The sequence below is a fragment of the Sorangium sp. So ce119 genome, from assembly GCF_051524405.1.
GTDB classification, from domain to species: domain Bacteria; phylum Myxococcota_A; class Polyangia; order Polyangiales; family Polyangiaceae; genus Sorangium; species Sorangium cellulosum_G.
On the sequence record NZ_CP150310.1, the window covers coordinates 10,790,665 to 10,809,087 of the forward strand.

Here is an 18,423-nt window from a genome sequence, read left to right on the forward strand (position 1 = left end):
AAGTCGCTGACGCCGCTATCGTCTAGCGTGCGTTCACCCTCATTCCTGCGCCGCCTCGCCCCTGTCCTGCTCATCGCGCCGCTCGCCGCGGCGCTCGGGTGCAATGGCGACGATACCCCACGACGTCGCGCAATGGAGCACGGCATCGGGGCGGCTGCCGCCGCGCTCACGGCGCCGCGCTGGGAGGCGGCGCCGCCGATGAACGTCGCCCGGAGCAGGCACACGGCGACACGCTTGCTCGACGGGAAGGTCCTCGTGGCCGGCGGAGCGAGCGCGACGGCCGAGGTGTACGACCCGGACACGAATGCATGGACGCTCGTCGCGCCGATGAGCACGCCGCACACGGGCCATACGGCGACGCTCCTTCCGGACGGCAGGGTCGTCGTGGCCGGCGGTGTGACGACCGATGTCGTCGAGATCTACGATCCCGCCATGGACACATGGACGCTCGCCGCGCCGCTCCTCTCGCCGCGCGAGCGCCACACAGCGACGCTCCTGCCCGATGGCCGCATCCTCGTGGCGGCCGGCGAGCTCGACGAGTGGATGATGAGATCGAGCGAGATCTATGATCCCGTCGCGGACACGTGGACCGCCACGGGGTCGATGGCGCAGGCGCGCTCCTCCCACGCGGCCGCGCTCTTGCCGGACGGCGGCGTCCTCGTGGTGGCCGGGGTGGACTCCTCGAGCGACCCCATCGGCAGCGCGGAGCGCTATGATCCGGCCACGGGCACGTGGAGCGCGGCGGGCTCGGTCCAGAACCGCGAAGGGCACACAGCGACGCTCCTCGCGAATGGCAAGGTGCTCGTCGCCGGCGGCTACACCGATTACGGCGGCGAGGGGTTCACCTCCACGAACCGCAGCGCGGCGCTCTACGATCCGGCGAGCAACACCTGGTCGGCCGCGACGCCGATGAACGTCACCCATTACAGGCACACGGCCACGCCGCTCGCCGATGGCCGGGTGCTGGTCGCCGGCGGCGGCACGCTCACGGAGGTCTACGATCCGGCGAGCGGGAGGTGGTCGCTCGGCAGGTACCTGAACACGGACCGGAGCGGCCACACGGCCACGGCGCTCGCGGGCGGGCGGGTGCTGGTGGCCGGCGGCGGGAGCACGAGCGTCGAGAGGCTCACCCTCGCGGCGCCGGGCGTCTCTTGCCTCTTCGCGGGCGAGTGCGCGAGCGGCTTCTGCGTCGACGGCGTCTGCTGCGATACCGCGTGCGACGCGGGCTCGTGCGACGCGTGCGCGGCGGCCGCGGGCGCGTCGGCGAACGGCACCTGCACGCCGCTGAGCGGCGCCGTGTGCGGCAGCGCCGACGGCTGCACGGCGAACGGCGTCTGTCAGGCGGGCGCTTGCGTCGGCGATGAGCCGGTCGGCTGTGCGTCCGCGTGGACGCCGGCCGGGACCATGCCCGTGCCGCGGCACGAAGGCACGTGGGCCGAGCTCGCCGATGGCCGCGTGCTCGTGGCCGGCGGGTACGACAACGACTGGAACGATACCCTGTCCGCGAACCTCTACGATCCGGCGACGAACACCTGGAGCGACGTCGCGCCGCTCGCGCGCGCGCGCCGCAAGTCGGCGTCGATCCGGGTCTCGACCGGCGAGATCCTCGTCGTGGGCGGCGATTCTCCGTCGACGGCCGAGGCCTACGATCCGGCGAGCGACGCGTGGACGCTCACCGGCGCCATGGCCGCGCACCACGACGCGAGCGTCGCTCTCTTGCGGCTCCCGGACGATCGTGTCCTCGTCGTGGGCGGCGGGACGGCGGTCGCCGAGCTCTACGATCCGGCGACGCGATCGTGGGCTGCGACGGGCTCGCTCGGCGTCGCGCGCTCGCGGCATTCGGCGGTCCTCTTGCACGACGGGAGGGTGCTCGTGAGCGGCGGCGCGGGCAGCCCGGCGACGGCGGAGCTTTACGACCCGGCCACGGGGACGTTCTCCCCGGCCGGGACGCTGACCTTCGCGCATTCCGGGCACAAGGCGACGGTGCTGCTCGACGGCAGCGTGCTCGTGGTGAGCGGCGACGGCGCCGATCGGTACGACCCGGCCACGAATAGCTGGGCGCCCACGCAGGCGTTGCTCATGCCGCCCGCCGATTTCACGGCGGTGCTGCTCGGCGACGGTCGGGTGCTGGTCACGGGCGCGCCGCACGTCCCGCACGCGCAGGTCTACGATCCGGCGACGAATGACTGGACCGTGACCGGGCCCCTGGACGTCGCGCGCCGGCGTCACACGGCCACGCTGCTCGGGAACGGAATGGTGCTCATCGCGGGCGGCAGGGAGTGGACGGGCGGCAGCGAGTGCACGCTCCGCAGCGCCGCGGTGTACAACCCCGTGACGAACGGCTGGTCGACGCTGCCGAACCTGAGCAGGCTGCGCGACGCTCCGTCGTCCGTGCTGCTCGAGGGCAATCGTGTCCTGGTCTTCGGGGGGTTGCTGGCAGGGTGTTCGTCCGGAGACGGCGACCCCGAGGCGCATGGAAGCGCGGAGATCTACGAGGGCGGCGTCACCCCGGAGGGCAGCGGCGGAAGCGGCGGGGCGGGCGGCTCCGGTGGAGTGGGCGGCGGCTCTGGCGGAGTCGGCGCCGGTGGAATGGGCGGTGAGGGCGGCATGGGTGGCGCGAGCGGCACCGGCGGCACCGGCGGCACCGGCGGCACCGGCGGCACCGCCGGCACGGGCGGTGAGGGCGGCATGGGTGGCGCGAGCGGCACCGGCGGCACCGGCGGCACCGGCGGCACCGGCGGCACCGGCGGTACCGGCGGCACCGGCGGTATGGGTGGCGTGAGCGGCACCGGCGGCGGCGAAGAGCCGGGCGGCGGTTGCAGCGCCGCCGGCGGGCCCGCGGCGAACGGCGGGCGCGGCCACGCGGCCCTCGTGGCCCTGGGCGTCCTCCTCGCGCGCCGCCGCAGGCGCTGAAGCGCAGACGGCCCGCGATGGCCCGCAGCGGCCGCCTTCGTCCTGCTCGGTGACCCTACGTGCTCAGTACCGCTCGCTATCGTTCTTCGGCGCCATCGGCGACGCCGGCGCGCTCTCGCCGTTGATCGTCGTGCCGCCGTTCATGAACGCGCCGGCCATGCGCAGGAAGTCGGCGGGGAAGTTGAGCGTCGGCGCCGAGAGCGCGTCGAGCGCGGCCACCTGATCGGGCGCGAGCTTGACCTCCAGGGAGGCGAGGTTGTCGTCGAGCTGCGCCAGCGTGCGCGCGCCGATGATGGTGGAGGTGACGCCCGGCCGGGCCACCACCCAGGCGAGCGCCACGCGCGCCGGCGTGGTCTCGAGATCCCTGGCGATCTCGACGAGCTTGTCGACGATGGCGTACGCCTTGTCGTTGAGCGCGGAGAGCACGAACGGACCGCGATCCGTCTTGTGCTTGCCGGCGTTCTCCCGCGTGTACTTGCCGGAGAGCACGCCGCTCTTGAGGGGCGACCAGGGCGTGACGCCGAGGCCCAGCTCGCGCGCCATGGGGATGAGCTCCCCCTCCACCGTGCGCTCGAGGAGCGAGTGCTCGATCTGCAGCGCGATGAACTGCGCCCACCCGCGGAAGCCCGCCAGACCGTGCGCCTGCGCCACCTTCCACGCCGGCGTGTCGGAGACGCCGACGTAGCGGACCTTGCCGGCCGCCACCAGGTCGTGGAGGGCTCGCACGGTCTCCTCGATGGGCGTGTTCTTGTCCCAGATGTGCATCCAGTAGAGGTCGATGTAGTCGGTCTGCAAGCGGCGCAGCGACTGCTCGCACTGCGCGAAGATGGCCTTCCTCCCGGCGCCGCCGCCGTTGGGGTCACCGGGGTAGAGGTTGGCGGTGAACTTGGTGGCGATCACCGCCCGGTCGCGCTTGCTCGGGTGGCGGCCGAGGTGGTCGCCGATGATCTTCTCGGAGTGGCCCTTGGTGTAGGCGTTGGCGGTGTCGATGAAGTTGCCGCCGCGCGAGAGGAAGCGATCGAGGATCGCCTCGGACTCCTTGACGCTGGATCCGAAGCCGAACTCTTCGCCGAAGGTCATGGCGCCGAGGCACAGGGGGCTGACGCGCAGCCCGGAGCGGCCGAGGGTGACGTAGTGGTCGAGGTTCATCGCGGTTCTCCTGGGGGGGTTCGGGGTGAAGGGCCCGTGCTGGACCGCACCGTGCGCCCGTGCCGGCGCGCAGTCTTGGAGAAAACGGCCGAGACGGGGCCGGGTGGGTTGATGGCGGCCAGAGGCGGGCGCACGATGGCGCCGTGCCGGGATCGAGCGAACAGGCCGCCGCGCGGCGCGCCCCGCGCCTGGAGGTCGGCGCGCCGGCGTCGCGTGTGCTCCGCAATTTCATCGTCGCCGTTCGCGCCCCCGGACCGTCGGAACCAGCGGCACGCGAGACGTCGACCTCCTCGGCCCCTCGCGTACGACGGCTGACGGGATAAACTCCTGCTAGACGGAGGTCTCCCGTCGTCGGACATGCTGTTCGAGCCAAGCGAGGAGCTGGTCCCGTGGAAGCGCGCCGGAGAGGCGCACTCCTCATCCACGTGTTGCCGCGGCGGCGAAGACATCCCCTGCACCCACTCGAAGAGGCCGCAGGGACCGTCCTTTCCTTGCCAGCCGTCGAGCGTCTTCCGACACATGGGACAAGCGAGCGGCGGCTCCGGCGTGTACCAGTCGAACATCCCCATGCTGAAAACCTGTCAATGCGGCCCGGTTGCCCAACGGCCTGCCGGTCTGCCGCGGCGCGAAGTGCCACCGGTACCAGCGGCTTGTTAGACCGAGAATGCCGTTCTACGCGGCTCGGTGCTCACAGCCGACCTTTCCACGAGTCCGGACGGCGGTGCAGATGGAGCACCGCTATCACGAGCACCAAGGGTTCTTCGAGGAGGAAGAAGACGCCATAAGGAAAGATTCGAACCAGTGCCCGACGAATGCCTGGCTCGATCTCAGGAAACTGGAGAGGATTCTCCATGGTACGGCGGATCGTGACATCCACCTCAGACTCGAATCGGAATCCTAGATCGCGTCGCTCCCGCTCGTAGCGAAGCGCAGCATCAAAGATTTCGACCTCTGCTTCCTGGCGGATTTCAAGCCGTCTCATCGCTGCGCGGCGCGCAGGCGCGAGAGCAGGTCTCGGCGAGCCTCCTCCCAGGAGCGGCTCGAACCCTGACCAGCTCGGTGCGCCGCCAGGCGTTCCGCGATGATCTCGCGATGCCACTCCAGGGCGGGCACTGCCTCAGGATGGAGCGCCGCTCGATCCCAGAGGGCCTGCACGTAATCAAGCTTCTCGGCGGGGGAGAGGTCGTCGAAGCCTGGAGGGGGCATCGCGGGGAGCGACATGTCCGCAAGTATACTGCGAACGCCACCCAAGATCACGCCCCGCATGTCGTGCCTCATGGCGGCGTCTTCGCCGGCCACTTCTGCCCGCCCTTTCCTGAAAATCCGGAAAATTAGCCGTCGCCGCGGCAGTCCGGGGGTCACACCGGCCATCGAAGGCGGCCCGTACGATGGCGCGCGCTGTCCCCGCCGTCGCCGATAACCGTCGCTCGAACCCACGCTTATCGTGACTCTCGTAGGCGGCTCCGCCCCGGCACGCTCGCCGGGGCGACATACCGCGCACGACCCGCCTTGATCGCGGGGCCGGCCGCGTGCGCCTCCCTCAGGCGATCGAGCGCTGGACTCCCCGGAGCGGCGCTCGTCCGCGCCGTCGCGCTACCTGCACGATCCGGTCTCGATGGAGTGCGGGCGCACGGAGCTGTTCTGGATGCTGTTCGGGTCGGTCACCGCGACCTCGCGGCCCCAGCCGGTGAGCCCGGCGAAGGTCCCGTCGGTCGTCATGTCGAACGGTCCGTCGTTCTGACAATCGCTGTTCTTGACCGCGCCCCACGACCAGGCGAGCCACCCCACCTCGTGCTCGACGCTCTTGGCGAGGAGGGTCTTGTAATCGAACGGGTGCTTGCCGCACTCGTACACGGCGTGCTGCGCGAACTCGCCGACCATCAAAGGCAGGTCCAGCGCCACGGACTCCTCCAGCTCTCTCGTGATCGTGGCCCCGCTCCCGTCCGTCCACCACATGTGCACGCTGAGCAGGATATTGGGATCGTGCGCGACGAGCGCGGGCCCGACGGCCTGGAGCTGGTCGATGTTCTGCCCCCACTTCGAGGCGTCGATCACGAGCGGAACCGTGATGCCGGCCTCGCGCATCCGGGTGATGGCCTGCTTGTAGCCCGCCTCCCATGCCGCGTTGTCCACCTGGTCCCCGACCTCGTTGCCGATGTTCACGAGCAGGTTCTGCTCGTGCTTCTTGATCACGGCGACGACGTCCGCCTTCGTCCAGTAGTCGACCAGGGTCGGCAGGAGATCCCACTTCCCCGTGGCGTCGTGCAGCTCGACGATCGGGATGAGCTTCTGCGCGAGCGCGTTCGTGATGGCCTGATCGAGGCCCGCCGCGGACTCGGTGGCGAGCCAGACGATCCGCACCGCGTTGGCGCCGGTCTTCGCGATCTCCGCGAACTCCGGCAGGCCGTCCTTTCCTGACGCCAGCCAGACGACCATCTCGTTGACGCCCCGGAGCAGCACCTTCTCTCCGCAGCGGTCGTGGAGGAAGCGGCCGCGCACGGAGAACCCCGTCGACGCCTCGCCGCCCCCGGCGCCGGTGCCCGAGGTGGCGCTGGTGCTCGTCGTGGCGCCGGTGCCTGTCGTCGCGCCCGTGCCTGTCGTCGCGCCCGTGCCTGTCGTCGCGCCCGTGCCCGAGGTCGCGCCGCCGGTGCCGGACGTGGCTCCGGTGCCGCCCCCGCCCGTGCCCGACGCGTCCCCGCCCGATCCGGTCGCCTCCTGTCCCGAGCCCTGCTGGCCGTCCGAGTCGTCTCCGCATCCCACGAAGAGGCCCAACGCCATGAGGGCTGCTCCGGCCCAACCAGCCACCGACCCATGAAGAACGCGCATCGTGGTCTCCCTTTACCTCTCTCCTGAGCGCACCTGGCGACGTACGGCCCTGGTCGTGCGTGATCTCACGGCGACGCCTTCTCCTTCTGCAGGGCGACAGGCGCCCTCGCGCGCCGCGCGGCATCGCGAACGGCGCGCAGATCACCCCATCCCAGGCCAGGCCTGGGAGGGACGCTCGGCGAGGAGAGAACGCATTCCGTCCGCGGATCGACAAGAAACCAAGAAGCCGCGCACCCGGTCGCGCAAGCCGCGCGCAAACTACCCCTACGTCATGGTCCGAGGTGCGAGGGAAGTGCAGCCAGGAAAGCACTTAAACGGTTCAGTGTCCAGGGCTTTCAAGGGGGGTCGCCCGTTCACGGCGCGCTGCCGGCTCGTTCCCCGCCGAGCGCTCGTGTACGCTGCCGCGCCCGGTGGGCCGCGTGGCCCACAGCCCGAGAAGGACCGCCATGATCACCCTCTACCAGGGCCCCGCCGCGTGGGGCATCCCGAACATCAGCCCGTTCTGCGTCAAGCTCGAGACCTGGCTGCGCATGGCCGGCCTCCCGTACGAGGTGCGCGCCATGGAGGCGCGCGGCGCGCCGAAGGGAAAGATCCCCTACGTCGAGATCGACGGCCGCAGGATGGGCGACTCGCAGCTCATCATCGAGCACCTGCAGCGCGTCCACGGCGACCGGCTCGACGCCCACCTGACGGCCGAGGCGCGCGCGCGCGGCCACGTGATCCGGCGCATGCTCGACGAGGCGTTCTACTGGGTGCTGGTGTACGCGCGCTGGGTCGAGGACGACGCCTGGGCCGCCTATCGCCCCGTCTTCGTGTCGCTCCTGCCCCCGGTCATCGGCGGCCCGCTCGCTGAGTTCATCCGCAGGAGCGTGACGCGCGCGCTCCGCACGCAGGGCACCGGGCTCCACAGCCGCGAGGAAGTGTACGAGATGGGCAAGGCGGACCTCACCGCGCTCGCCGCCCTGCTCGGCGACCAGCCCTTCCTGCTCGGGGCCGAGCCGAGCTCGGTGGACGCGGCCGTGTACGCGTTCCTCGTCAGCATCCTCCGCTTCCCCGCCGACTCGCCGGTGAAGCGCCACGCCGAGGCCCAGGCGAACCTCGTCGCCTACTGCGAGCGCATGCGGCAGCGCTACTACGCCGACTGGAAGCCCCCCGCCTGACACCACCCGCGCGCGCTGCGCCCCGCGATCTCCGGACCTGACCTCCGCGAAGCGCGGCGAGCCCGCCGGCGCCCTGCCGGAGCCCAGGCTGGCACGGCATTTCCTTGAGCGCTGTCCTGCCTCGATCCGCGCGTCCGCGCCGGGATCCTCCCGCGCGCGGCCCTGGCACTCTCTGGCACAGGAGCGAACCCAATGACAGCCCTCCGATCATCCTGGTTTCATCGCGTCCCCGCGATCTCGCTCGCGATCGCCCTCTCTGGCGCGCTCGCGGGATGCGGGCTCCTCGGCGAGAGGACGTGCGAGTACGACGGCGTCGAGTACAGGCCCGGCGACACGTTTCGTGACAGGGACGGGTGCAACGGCTGCTCCTGCACGGAGGACGGGGACGTCGCCTGCACCCTGATGGCGTGCACCCAGGACTGCATGTGGAAGGGGGTCACCCACGCGCCGGGCGCGTCGTTCCCTGCCGGGGACGGGTGCAATCGCTGCGAGTGCTCGAGCGACGGGAGCGTCGCCTGCACGGAGATGGCGTGCGCCGGCGCCTGCACCTACGACGGGTTCCCTTACATGCCCGGCGAGTCGTTCCCCGCGATCGACGGGTGCAACACCTGCACCTGCGATCCCTCGGGCTCAGGCGACGTCGGCTGCACCGAGACGGCGTGTCGCGGCTGCGAGCAAGACGGCATCCTTTACGCCCCGGGGGAGCCGGTCCCCTCGGGCGACGGCTGCAATGGCTGCGCGTGCGCCGCGGATGGCAGCATCGTGTGCACGGCCATCGCTTGCCCGGAGGGCTGCACGGTTGAAGGCGTGGAGTACAGGCCGGGCGACAGCTTCCCGGCCCTCGATGGCTGCAACACCTGCACGTGCGGCGCGGACGGCAGCGTCGCGTGTACGGAGAAGGCCTGCGGGACGGGCTGCACCTACGGCGGTGTGGAGTACCAGCAGGGCGACAGCTTCAGCTCCCTCGACGGCTGCAACACCTGCACCTGCACCCCTGGAGGGGGCGTGGCGTGCACCGAGCGTTATTGCGGCTGCGACCCGTCGCTCGAGTGGTGGCGCCAGTACGTGAGCACCAGCCCGGAGGAGTGCGCGGTCATCGACTTCGCCTGCACCGGAGGCCTGACCTCCGTCTCCAACGAGTGCGGCTGCGGCTGCGAGCAGGACCCGAGCTGCCCGCCGTCGTTCGACTGCAAGCCGCCCCTGGCCTGCGATCTGGACGAGATCCAGAAGCGCTGCCCGTACTCCGCGATCGCTCGCTGAGCGGAGGAGCCGCCCCATGGCCACGCGCCAGCCCCGCGCGCGTGGTTCCAAGCATCTCGACTCACGGGGACACGGTGCCGCGCGGCGGACGCGGCCCCCCCACGGCGCGAAGATTCATCTTGTATAGCGCCACAATGTCCGTTATAGCGGACGCATGTCTCCTTCCCTCGTTGCCGCGCGGACGCTCGGATCTCACCCGGAGGTCCGAGGTGCGCGCCATCGAATGAGCGCTTGCCGGTCTTGCTGTAGTTAGCCGCATGCGCCGCGGCGCGAGCTGCGGCGAGGAGAACAGCGAGGCAGCGCACCCGCGTTCGCGAGGGCGCGCCGCGCTGCCGTTCGTCGTGACGGCCGAGCCACGCGGCTCATCCCCGTCAGAGTCCGCCCTTCTCGTGGCGCGCCCGGCTGACCTCTGCCAGCGCGCGAACCGAGGTGTCCCTTCGGGATGAGGGCGGGTAATCGCTTTCGACGACGTTCGACTCCGTCATGCGGCGCTTCGTTCACGCCCAAGGAGACATGTATGAAGCGGTTCTTCGAACGTCATCGATGGATTGGTTCGGCGCTCGCGAGCGGGCCCTGGTTGCTCGCCACGCTGCTCGGCCCGATCGGCTGCGGGAGCGACGACGACGCGGGCAGCGGTGGCGGCGCCAGTCAGGCCGGCAGCTCGACCGTCGGCTCGGGCGGTGCCACCGGTGGCACCGGCAGCGCCACGGGCGGCGCTGGCGGCGCCGGAGGTGCGGCGGGCGAAGGCGGCGCCGGTGCAGCGGGCGAAGGCGGCGCAGGCGGCGCCGGAGGTGCAGCGGGCGAAGGCGGCGCCGGTGCAGCGGGCTCGGGCGGCGCTGGCGGCGCCGGAGGTACTGCGGGCTCGGGCGGCGGCGCAGCGGGCTCGGGCGGCGCTGGCGGCGCCGGAGGCGCCGCGGGCGCTGGCGGCGCCGCGGGCGCTGGCGGCGCGGACGCCGAGCTGCCCAACATCGTCACGATCGTGGCCGACGACCTGGGCTTCTCCGACCTCGGCGCGTTCGGCGGCGAGATCAGCACCCCGAACCTCGATACGCTCGCCGCCGAAGGCCGCATCCTCACCGGGCACCGCTCCGGATCGCTCTGCGCGCCGACCCGCGCGATGCTGGTCTCCGGCACCGACAGCCACGCCGTCGGGCTGGGCCGCATGGGCGGTGGCACTGGCGCGCAAGCAGGGCAGCCCGGCTACGAGGGCCACCTGACCGACAATGCCCTGTCCGTCGCCGAGCTCCTGAAAGACGCCGGCTACCATACGTACATCGCCGGCAAGTGGCACCTCGGCGACGCGGAGGATCAGAGCCCGCCGGCGCGCGGCTTCGAGAAATCGTACGTCCTTCTCGGCGGCGTGGCGGCGTTCTTCAACGAGTACGCCGACCCGCCGACGGCCGCGCAGACGCAGCTCTATCGCGAGGACGGCGTGCACACGCAGCCGCCGCGCGACTTCTACGCGACCGAGTTCTACACGGACAAGCTCATCCAGTACATCGAGAGCAACCGCGCCGACGGCAAGCCGTTCTTCGCGTTCGCGACGTACACCACGCCGCACTGGCCGCTCCAGGCGCCGCCCGCGTACATCGACAGGTACCGCGGCCGCTACGACGCGGGCTACGACGCCATCCGCGAGCAGCGCCTCGCGCGGCTCAAGAGCCGCGGCATCATCCCCGAGTCGTTCACGCCCAATCCCCGCCTGCCGAGCGACGGCAGCAACCCGAAGACATGGGAACAGCTCACGCCGGAGGAGCGGATCTACGAAGCGCGGCGCATGGAGATCTACGCCGCCATGGTCGAGAACCTCGACGCCAACATCGGCAGGTTGATCCAGTACCTGAAGCGCGTCGGCGAGTACGAGAACACCTTCATCTTCTTCCAGTCCGACAACGGCGCGGAAGGGGGCAATCGCGAGGGCTTCGCCGCCAATGACCCGAGCCGCTCCGGGCCGGTGGTGAACACGCTCGAGAACCTGGGCCGACCGGGCTCGTACATCGGCGTCGGACCCCGCTGGGCCGAGGTGAGCGCCACGCCGTTCCGGCTGTGGAAGAGCTACACGACCGAAGGCGGCGTCGCCGTTCCGGCCATCGCCCGGCTTCCGGGACAGCACCACGCCAGGCCGCAGTTCGACGGGACCACGCACGTGATCGATTTCCTGCCGACCGTGCTCGAGCTGGCCGGCGTGCCCACCCCGGGGAGCACCTACAAGGGCAGGGCGGTCGAGCCGATCAGCGGGCGCTCGATCCTGCCGGTGCTCGAGGATCGGGCGGCCGGCGTGCGCGCGCCCGGTGAGACGTTGATCTGGGAGCACGGCAATCACCGCTACGTGATCCGCGACAACTGGAAGCTGCTGTGGCTCAGCGCGCCCTATGGCCCGACGCCGCGCGCCTGGACGCTGTACGATCTGGCCACCGACCGCGGCGAGATCGACGACGTGTCCGCGGCTCATCCGGAGGTGGCGGCCGAGCTCGCCGCCGCGTGGGCTCAATACGCCACCGACCGCAGGGTCATCCTCACCGAGTAACCGAGTAACCGAGTAACCGCGCGCGAGACGCGGGCGTCTCTGCACGACCCGCGTCTCGCGGCGGCGCTCGCCTCGCCTCCGCCCATGGCCAGTTCCCGAATCGCTCGCTGGTGGCCCCTCGCCGTCCTGATCCTGGCGCTCGCCGGGCTCATGGTCTGGCGCGCGTCCACCGGCGCATCCTCCCTCACGCCGGCCGACGCCTCCACGGCGAGCGCGCCGGGGACGAAGCCCGGGGCGGCGCGCGGCGACGCCGCGGAGGCTCCGCCGGCCGCCGCAGAGCCGGTGAGCCCGTCGGAGCCGTCGCCGGCGCGCGCGGCGGCCGGCTTCGTCGGCAGCGATCGCTGCGCGCCGTGCCACGCCGAAGAGCACGCCGCCTGGAAGGGCTCGCAGCACGCCCGGGCGATGCAGCACGCGAGCGCCGCCACCGTGCTCGGGAACTTCGAGGGGGCGCGCCTGCAGTACGCCGGACAGGTCCACCGCTTCGATCGCCAGGACGGCAAATACTGGGTCACCACGGACGGCCCCGATGGCCAGCTGCACCGCTACGAGGTGCTGTACACCTTCGGCGTCGACCCGCTCCAGCAATACCTCGTTGCTGGCCCGGGCGGACGCCTGCAGGCGCTGCCGTTCGCGTGGGACGCGCGCCCCCGAGCGCGCGGCGGGCAGCGCTGGTACCACCTGAACGAGCGCGACAGCGTGCGCGCCGGCGACGTGCTGCACTGGACCGGCGCCAGCCAGAACTGGAATCACATGTGCGCCGAGTGCCACTCGACGCACGTCACGAAAGGGTACGACGCGGCCGCGGACCGCTTCACCACCGCCTGGTCCGAGCTCAGCGTCGGGTGCGAAGGCTGCCACGGCGGCGGCGCGCGCCACCTCGACTGGACCGAGGCCCGGACGCCGGACCCCTCGAAGGGCCTCGACGTGCGCTTCGACGAGCGCCAGAACGCCACGTGGACACGGCTGCCGAGCGGCACCGCGCAGCGCGCCAAGAGCCCCTCGAGCGGCACCGAGAGCGCCACGTGCGCGTTCTGCCACAGCCGCCGCGAGACCCTCTCGCAGCCGCTCCGGCACGGCGCCCCGCTGCTCGACAGCGTCGCGCTCGAGCTGCTGACAGCGCCCCTCTACACGCCCGACGGCGTGATGAGCGACGAAGTCTTCACCTACGGCTCGTTCCAGCAGAGCAAGATGGCGCACGCCGGCGTGACGTGCAGCGACTGCCACGAGCCGCACGCCGGCCGTCTGCGCGCCGAGGGCAACGGCGTGTGCGCGTCCTGCCATGAACCGGCGCGCTTCGATGTCCCCGCGCATCACCACCACTTCGCCAACGCTGCCGCCGCGCCCGGCGCGCCCGCCGCTCCGCGCTGCGTCGACTGCCACATGCCGGCGCGCACGTACATGGGCGTCGACGTCCGTCACGATCACGGCTTCCGCGTGCCTCGGCCGGATCTCTCGGTGCGTCTCGGGATCCCGGACGCGTGCACCGACTGCCACGCGCAGAAGCCCGCGCGCTGGGCCGCCGACGCCGTGCAGGCCTGGCTCGGCCGCCCCGCGCAGGGCCACCAGCCGTACGCCGAGGCCTTCGCTCGCGCGCGTACCGCGCCCGGCGACCCGGCCGTCGCCGCCGAGCTCCAGCAGCTCGCGACCGACAGCGGCATCCCCGCCATCGCGCGCGCCACCGCGCTCGCCTCGCTGCGCGCCGCCCCGACGGCCGCGACGCTCGCCGTCCTCCGCGCCGCGCTCGCCGATCCCGACCCGCTGCTCCGGCGCGCCGCGCTCGGCGCGCTGGAGAGCCACGATCCCCGTCGCATCGCGCCCGTCGCCGCGCCGCTCCTCGCCGATCCCGTGCGCGGCGTGCGCGTCGAGGCCGCGCGCGTGCTCGCGGGCGTCGACCTCGGCGCCTTGTCCGAGCGCGCCGCGCAGGACCTGGACGGCGCGTTGCGCGAGTACCTCGCCACGCAAACGCTCCACGCCGATCGCGCCGAAGCCCAGAACAACCTGGGCCTCGTCTTCACCCGCACGGGCAAGCCGCGCGACGCCGAGCAGGCCTACCTCGCCGCGCTGCGCATCGAGCCCGGCTACGTCCCCACCTACGTGAACCTCGCCGACCTCTATCGCGAGCTCGGCCGCGATGAGGACGGCGTCGCGCTGCTCCGGCGCGGCGTCACCCGCCTTCCCGATCAGGCCGAGCTGCTCCACGCGCTCGGCCTCGCCCTGGTCCGGCAAGGCCACCGAGCGCAGGCCCTCGAGCCGCTGAAGCGCGCCGCCGAGCTCGCGCCCGATCAGGCTCGCTTCCAGATCGTCTACCAGGCAGCGCTGACCGCCTTGCGGCCATCCACGCCGGCCGCTCACGCGCAGCCTCCTCCCGGGCGGCCATGACAGGAAATGTTCATCGGCGTCGTAGGATCGATCCGGCGGCAGCGCGAGCCTCGGCCAGCGCCGGCGGCTGCTAGGATGCGGCGTGCCCGGGCTGGCGGCGCTCGTCTCGAGGTCATCCATGGTCATCGCGCGGCTGCTGGGTTGCGCGCTCGCGGCGGCGACGCTGGCGAGCTGCAGCGACCCCGATTCCATCATCGAAACCCGGTACGGTGCTTACGAGGGCGACGCCTATCCGGACCGGCGTCCGGAGATCGCGATTCCGGACGGCGGGATGGGCGTGGTGACCGATAGCCTCTCCGATACGATCTCCCTCATCGCGCTCGAGACAGGGGAGCGCTTCGGCGTCCGCCCCGTGGGCCGCGATCCCGTGACGATCGATGGGCCGCGCCGCGTGGCCGTGGACGCCGCGGGCGGCGCGCTCTACATCGCGCTGTCGTACCCCGACATCGACGGAGCGAGCGGCCCGCACGCGGTGCACGGCGGGAGCGCGGTGGCCGGCTATGTCCAGAAGCTCGCGCTCGACGACCTGCGCATCCTCGGGCAGGTGCGCGTCGAGGCCAACCCGGGCGACATCGCGATCTCGGAGGACGGCGCGCGCGTGGTCGTCTCTCATTTCGATCTCAGGCGCGCGCTCGACAACGCGGAGGACCTCGAGGCGGCGCGCTCGTCGCTCGCCGTCGTGGATCCCGATGCGGTCTCGCTTCATGGCTCGCCCGAGCCGACGCTCATCCCGGTCTGCAAGGCCGCGCACGGGATCGCCCTCTCGCGGCCCGACGGCGCCCGGGCCTACGTCGCCTGTTTTGGCGAGGACGCCCTCGCGATCGTCGACCTGACGGACCCGGACGCCGAGGTGAAGCTCGTCCCTGTCGGGCCGCCCCTGTCGCCCGGCGAGCATGCGTCGGGCTACGGGCCCTACGCCGTCGCGATGTCGCCCGATCAGAAGACCATCGCCGTGAGCAACACGGAGCGCAGGGACGTGCGCTTCTTCGATGTCGCGTCGGAGACGTTCGACGAGTCCAGGACGATCCTCACGATCGGCGCGCCCTACGTCGGCGCGTGGGCCGCTGACGGGAGCGCCCTCTACGTGCCGACCCAGGTGCCCGACACGATCGCGCGCATCGGCATGACCCCGGACGACAGCGACGCCTTCTCCCGGAACCTCAGCGGGGAGTGTCCGAGGCCGCACCTCGCGGCGCTCGACGAGGAGCACGGGCTGTTCCTCGTCTGCGAGGGCGACCGGACCGCGACGCCGGGCAAGGTGCTCCGGCTCGATCCCGAGACGCTGGAGACGCGCAGCGAGGCCGAGGTGGGCCTCTATCCCGACGCGTTCGCGCGCGTCGCGGCGCGGGCGCGATAGAGCGCGACAGGCAAGATGAATCGATTGCATGTGCCACATGATGACGATGAGCTGGAAGGGCGCCGATCCGTGATTGGACGGCGGCCCGCCGGACTGGCGATCTGTTAAGATTCCTTAACAATGTCAGGTTCTTGCTTCAGCGGTGCTGGATCATTGAACTGAGCATCTCGGGTCGCTAAGGAATCAACCGTCGTCGGTCGCCTGGAGCGCGAGCTGCCAGGTGGAAGCGCTCGATGTCAGCGCGGCCGCGGCCGGTATTGCGCGCGCCCTTCGCACGAGCGCCCGGACCCGGACAGACCGGTCGAGTCAGACGGACACCTGCTCGCGTCACCGCGCGCGGCGCGCGCTGCGCGCGGCCGGCGCTCGTGCGGTCAACTCTCACCCAACGAGAACGTCAATGCGGAATCTCTCCTTCGGCTTCGCCCATCCCCTCGCGACCAGAGCCAGCTCGGCTGCGGTCCTCGCCCTCCTCGCCCTGGGCGCCGCCGCGTGCGGAAGCCAGGGCGCCGGTGAAGGCTCACTCGGTGGTGCGGAGCCCTCGCTCGGCGAGGCCGCCGAGCCGATCGACGCTGCCGCTGGCGATGACAGCGGAGCCGGCCCGGCCGCCCTGCTCGCGGCGAGCGCGCCGGCGGTCGGCTTCTGGAAGTTCGACGATTGCGACGGATCGACGACAGAGCTGTTCGAGGCGACGGGTGGCCCGACCGCCACCCGCTCGGCCGGCGCGGCCTGCGCGCAGGGCGTCAGCGGCCTCGGTATCGCCTTCGACAACAACAACGACACGGTCACGATCAACGACGATCCCCGCTTCACGTTCGGGCAGAACCTCGCGGTCGCCGCGTGGGTCAACCCCACCTCGGTGTCGGGGTCGACGGCGCGGACGATCGTGCAGGAGCGGAACAACAGCGGATCGAGCTTCTCGCTCGTCGTCCAGAGCAACGAGGCGAGGTTCTCCGTCACCCTGAACAACGGGCGCACGGTCACCGCCCGCGCCCCGATCCAGGCCAACGTGTGGACGCACGTCGCGGGTATCCACGACGGCGCGCTCGTGCGGCTCTTCCTCAACGGCCAGCAGGTCGGCCAGGCCAGCGCGGCGGGCGCGATCCGCGACATCAACGCGCCCATCCATGTCGGCAACAACCCGCAGCGGCAGCGCTTCACGGGCCTCATCGACCAGGTCTGGCTCTCCGCCAGCCCGCTGACCGCCGCCGACATCGCCCAGCTCACCTGCCTCAGGCACCCCACCACGGTCGTCGTCACGCCGGAGAGCAGCGGCCCCATCGCCTCGGGCACGCCTGTGACGTACCAGGTCGCGGTGACCAACAACGATACAGCCGAGTGCAGCGCCCGGAATTACGGCCTCAATATCACCAGCCGGCCGGGGATCAAATTCTTCCAGGACCCCTCGTCCATCCATGGCGTCGAGCCCGGGAGCACGGCGACGTTCCCCGTCACCTTGACCGGCACCCTGGCCGTGGACCCCGGCGTCCATCGGATCCCGTACTCCGTGATCAACCCCGACTCGCCCGATAACTTCTTCGTCACGTCAGGAGACCTCCTCTACGAGCTGGCCGAGCCGGCGGGCTGCTTCGTCCGGACGGGCCGCGAGATCTTCGTGAAGGACCTCAGCGTGGTCGAAGATCCGATTCGCACGACGTTCAATGGGCCGGCCGGCGATGCCCGGACGGGCGCGTGGACGTTCGCGCGGCTCATGGAGGACATGGCGCCCACGCCGGCCGACGCGCCGGCGTTGGTCGAGCAGCTCTTCAGCACCTGGCTGACCGATCAGGTCGTGAACGGCTTCACCGTGCCGGCGCGCCCGAACATTCAGCAGGTCGTGCTCGACGAGTGGCCGAGGAACGCCGACGGGTCGCTCGACCTCCGGCAGGCGCCGCTGATGCTGCTCGGCATCGTCAACCGCATCGACGTGCGGAACCTGGCCGAAGGTCACGCGGGCGAGGGCAGGTTCGTGTTCGGCGTCTTCAGCCAGGGCTTCGCGCAGCAGTTCACCCTGATCCTGGAGTACAAGCTCCCCGCGTCGACCGAGGCCGACGTGCTCGACTGGGCGAACGCGTGGCACGCCCTCGGCAGCCTGCCCTTCCCGTCCGAGCAGTACAACGCCGCGCTCCAGGCGCTCACCACGCGCTTCGCGGGCCGTAACGCCGCGCCCGGCAGGCCGAACGGGAGCTCGCTCGGGCAGCTCCGCACGAACGAGATCGCGCTGGCGGACGTGTGGGAGCTGCGCGAGTTCGTCCTCTCGGGCGATACGGGCTTCCTGCGCCCGGAGCCCGTGAAGCTGACGCCGGATCTCGGCTTCGACGGGTCGGCCAGGCTCGCGGACTTCGTGAACCAGAACGCGGCCGAGCTCATCGCGGAGCGGCACACGGTGCCGGAGATGTTCCAGGGCGCTCCGTTCCTCGCCGGCTCGTCGATCAACAACCTCTCGGCGTGGACCGCTCCGGGCATCCTCGACAACGAGGCGCGGCACAAGTTCTCGCTCAACACCTGCAACGGGTGCCACGGCGGGGGCGAGACCGGGACGCCGTTCCTGCACGTGAACGTGAGGCCGCCCGGGATCGAGGGGACGCTGTCCGGGTTCATGACCGGCATCGAACTCACCGATATCGTGAGCGGCCAGGTGCGCAACCTGAACGATCTCGCGCGCCGGAACCTGGACCTGAAGGCGCTTGTCTGCGAGCCCGCCGCGGCCTTCGCGAGCCCCCCGACCGCGGCGCGGGCCGCCGCGGCCACGAGCCGCTCGGCGTTCATCCGCCGCGGCATCGCGCGCGTTCACTGAGCCCCGGCAGCCCCGGCGGGCGCGGCCGAGGCGCCGCGCCGCGCCCCGGGGCGAGCGG

Annotated in this window: 11 protein-coding genes; 7 read left to right on the forward strand and 4 right to left on the reverse strand. The window is 71.5% G+C overall.

Annotation, left to right across the window (positions count from 1 at the left end; genetic code table 11):
• Positions 1-27 precede the first annotated feature (27 nt).
• Positions 28-2,913: a Kelch repeat-containing protein gene (locus tag WME76_RS40850; protein WP_437957565.1), complete on the forward strand. Its 2,886-nt coding sequence runs from the start codon at positions 28-30 to the stop codon at positions 2,911-2,913.
• 63 nt (positions 2,914-2,976) lie between these two features.
• Here the strand turns inward: WME76_RS40850 and WME76_RS40855 are convergent, their stop codons facing one another.
• The 4 genes from WME76_RS40855 to WME76_RS40870 form a co-directional block, all read right to left on the reverse strand.
• The gene (locus WME76_RS40855) at positions 2,977-4,062 is read right to left on the reverse strand and encodes an aldo/keto reductase (RefSeq protein ID WP_437957566.1); all 1,086 of its coding nucleotides are present in this window, start codon (positions 4,060-4,062) and stop codon (positions 2,977-2,979) included.
• A 688-nt stretch (positions 4,063-4,750) separates the two neighbouring features.
• The gene (locus tag WME76_RS40860) at positions 4,751-5,044 is read right to left on the reverse strand and encodes a type II toxin-antitoxin system RelE/ParE family toxin (protein WP_437957567.1); all 294 of its coding nucleotides are present in this window, start codon (positions 5,042-5,044) and stop codon (positions 4,751-4,753) included.
• Complete coding sequence (locus WME76_RS40865; RefSeq protein ID WP_437957568.1) at positions 5,041-5,433, reverse strand: addiction module protein; 393 nt, start codon at positions 5,431-5,433, stop codon at positions 5,041-5,043. Before WME76_RS40865 ends, WME76_RS40860 begins: the two co-directional genes overlap by 4 nt.
• Before the next feature lie 222 nt (positions 5,434-5,655).
• The gene (locus WME76_RS40870; protein WP_437957569.1) at positions 5,656-6,840 is read right to left on the reverse strand and encodes a cellulase family glycosylhydrolase; all 1,185 of its coding nucleotides are present in this window, start codon (positions 6,838-6,840) and stop codon (positions 5,656-5,658) included.
• Positions 6,841-7,334: 494 nt separating this feature from the next.
• Between WME76_RS40870 and WME76_RS40875 the strand changes: the two genes are divergently transcribed.
• From WME76_RS40875 to WME76_RS40900, 6 genes are all read left to right on the forward strand, one after another.
• Entirely contained in the window at positions 7,335-8,048 is a 714-nt protein-coding gene (locus WME76_RS40875) for a glutathione S-transferase family protein (RefSeq protein ID WP_437957570.1), read from the forward strand.
• Positions 8,049-8,240: 192 nt separating this feature from the next.
• Entirely contained in the window at positions 8,241-9,308 is a 1,068-nt protein-coding gene (locus WME76_RS40880) for a hypothetical protein (protein ID WP_437957571.1), read from the forward strand.
• 517 nt (positions 9,309-9,825) lie between these two features.
• On the forward strand, positions 9,826-11,835 hold the full coding sequence (locus tag WME76_RS40885) for an arylsulfatase (protein ID WP_437957572.1): 2,010 nt from the start codon (positions 9,826-9,828) through the stop codon (positions 11,833-11,835).
• Positions 11,836-11,919: 84 nt separating this feature from the next.
• A complete protein-coding gene (locus WME76_RS40890) occupies positions 11,920-14,214 on the forward strand; it encodes a multiheme c-type cytochrome (protein WP_437957573.1) in 2,295 nt (764 codons plus the stop codon).
• An 82-nt stretch (positions 14,215-14,296) separates the two neighbouring features.
• Positions 14,297-15,571 (forward strand): YncE family protein, encoded by a 1,275-nt coding sequence (locus WME76_RS40895; RefSeq protein ID WP_437957574.1) that lies wholly within the window; start codon positions 14,297-14,299, stop codon positions 15,569-15,571.
• Positions 15,572-15,968: 397 nt separating this feature from the next.
• Complete coding sequence (locus WME76_RS40900; protein ID WP_437957575.1) at positions 15,969-18,365, forward strand: LamG-like jellyroll fold domain-containing protein; 2,397 nt, start codon at positions 15,969-15,971, stop codon at positions 18,363-18,365.
• Positions 18,366-18,423: the final 58 nt, after the last annotated feature.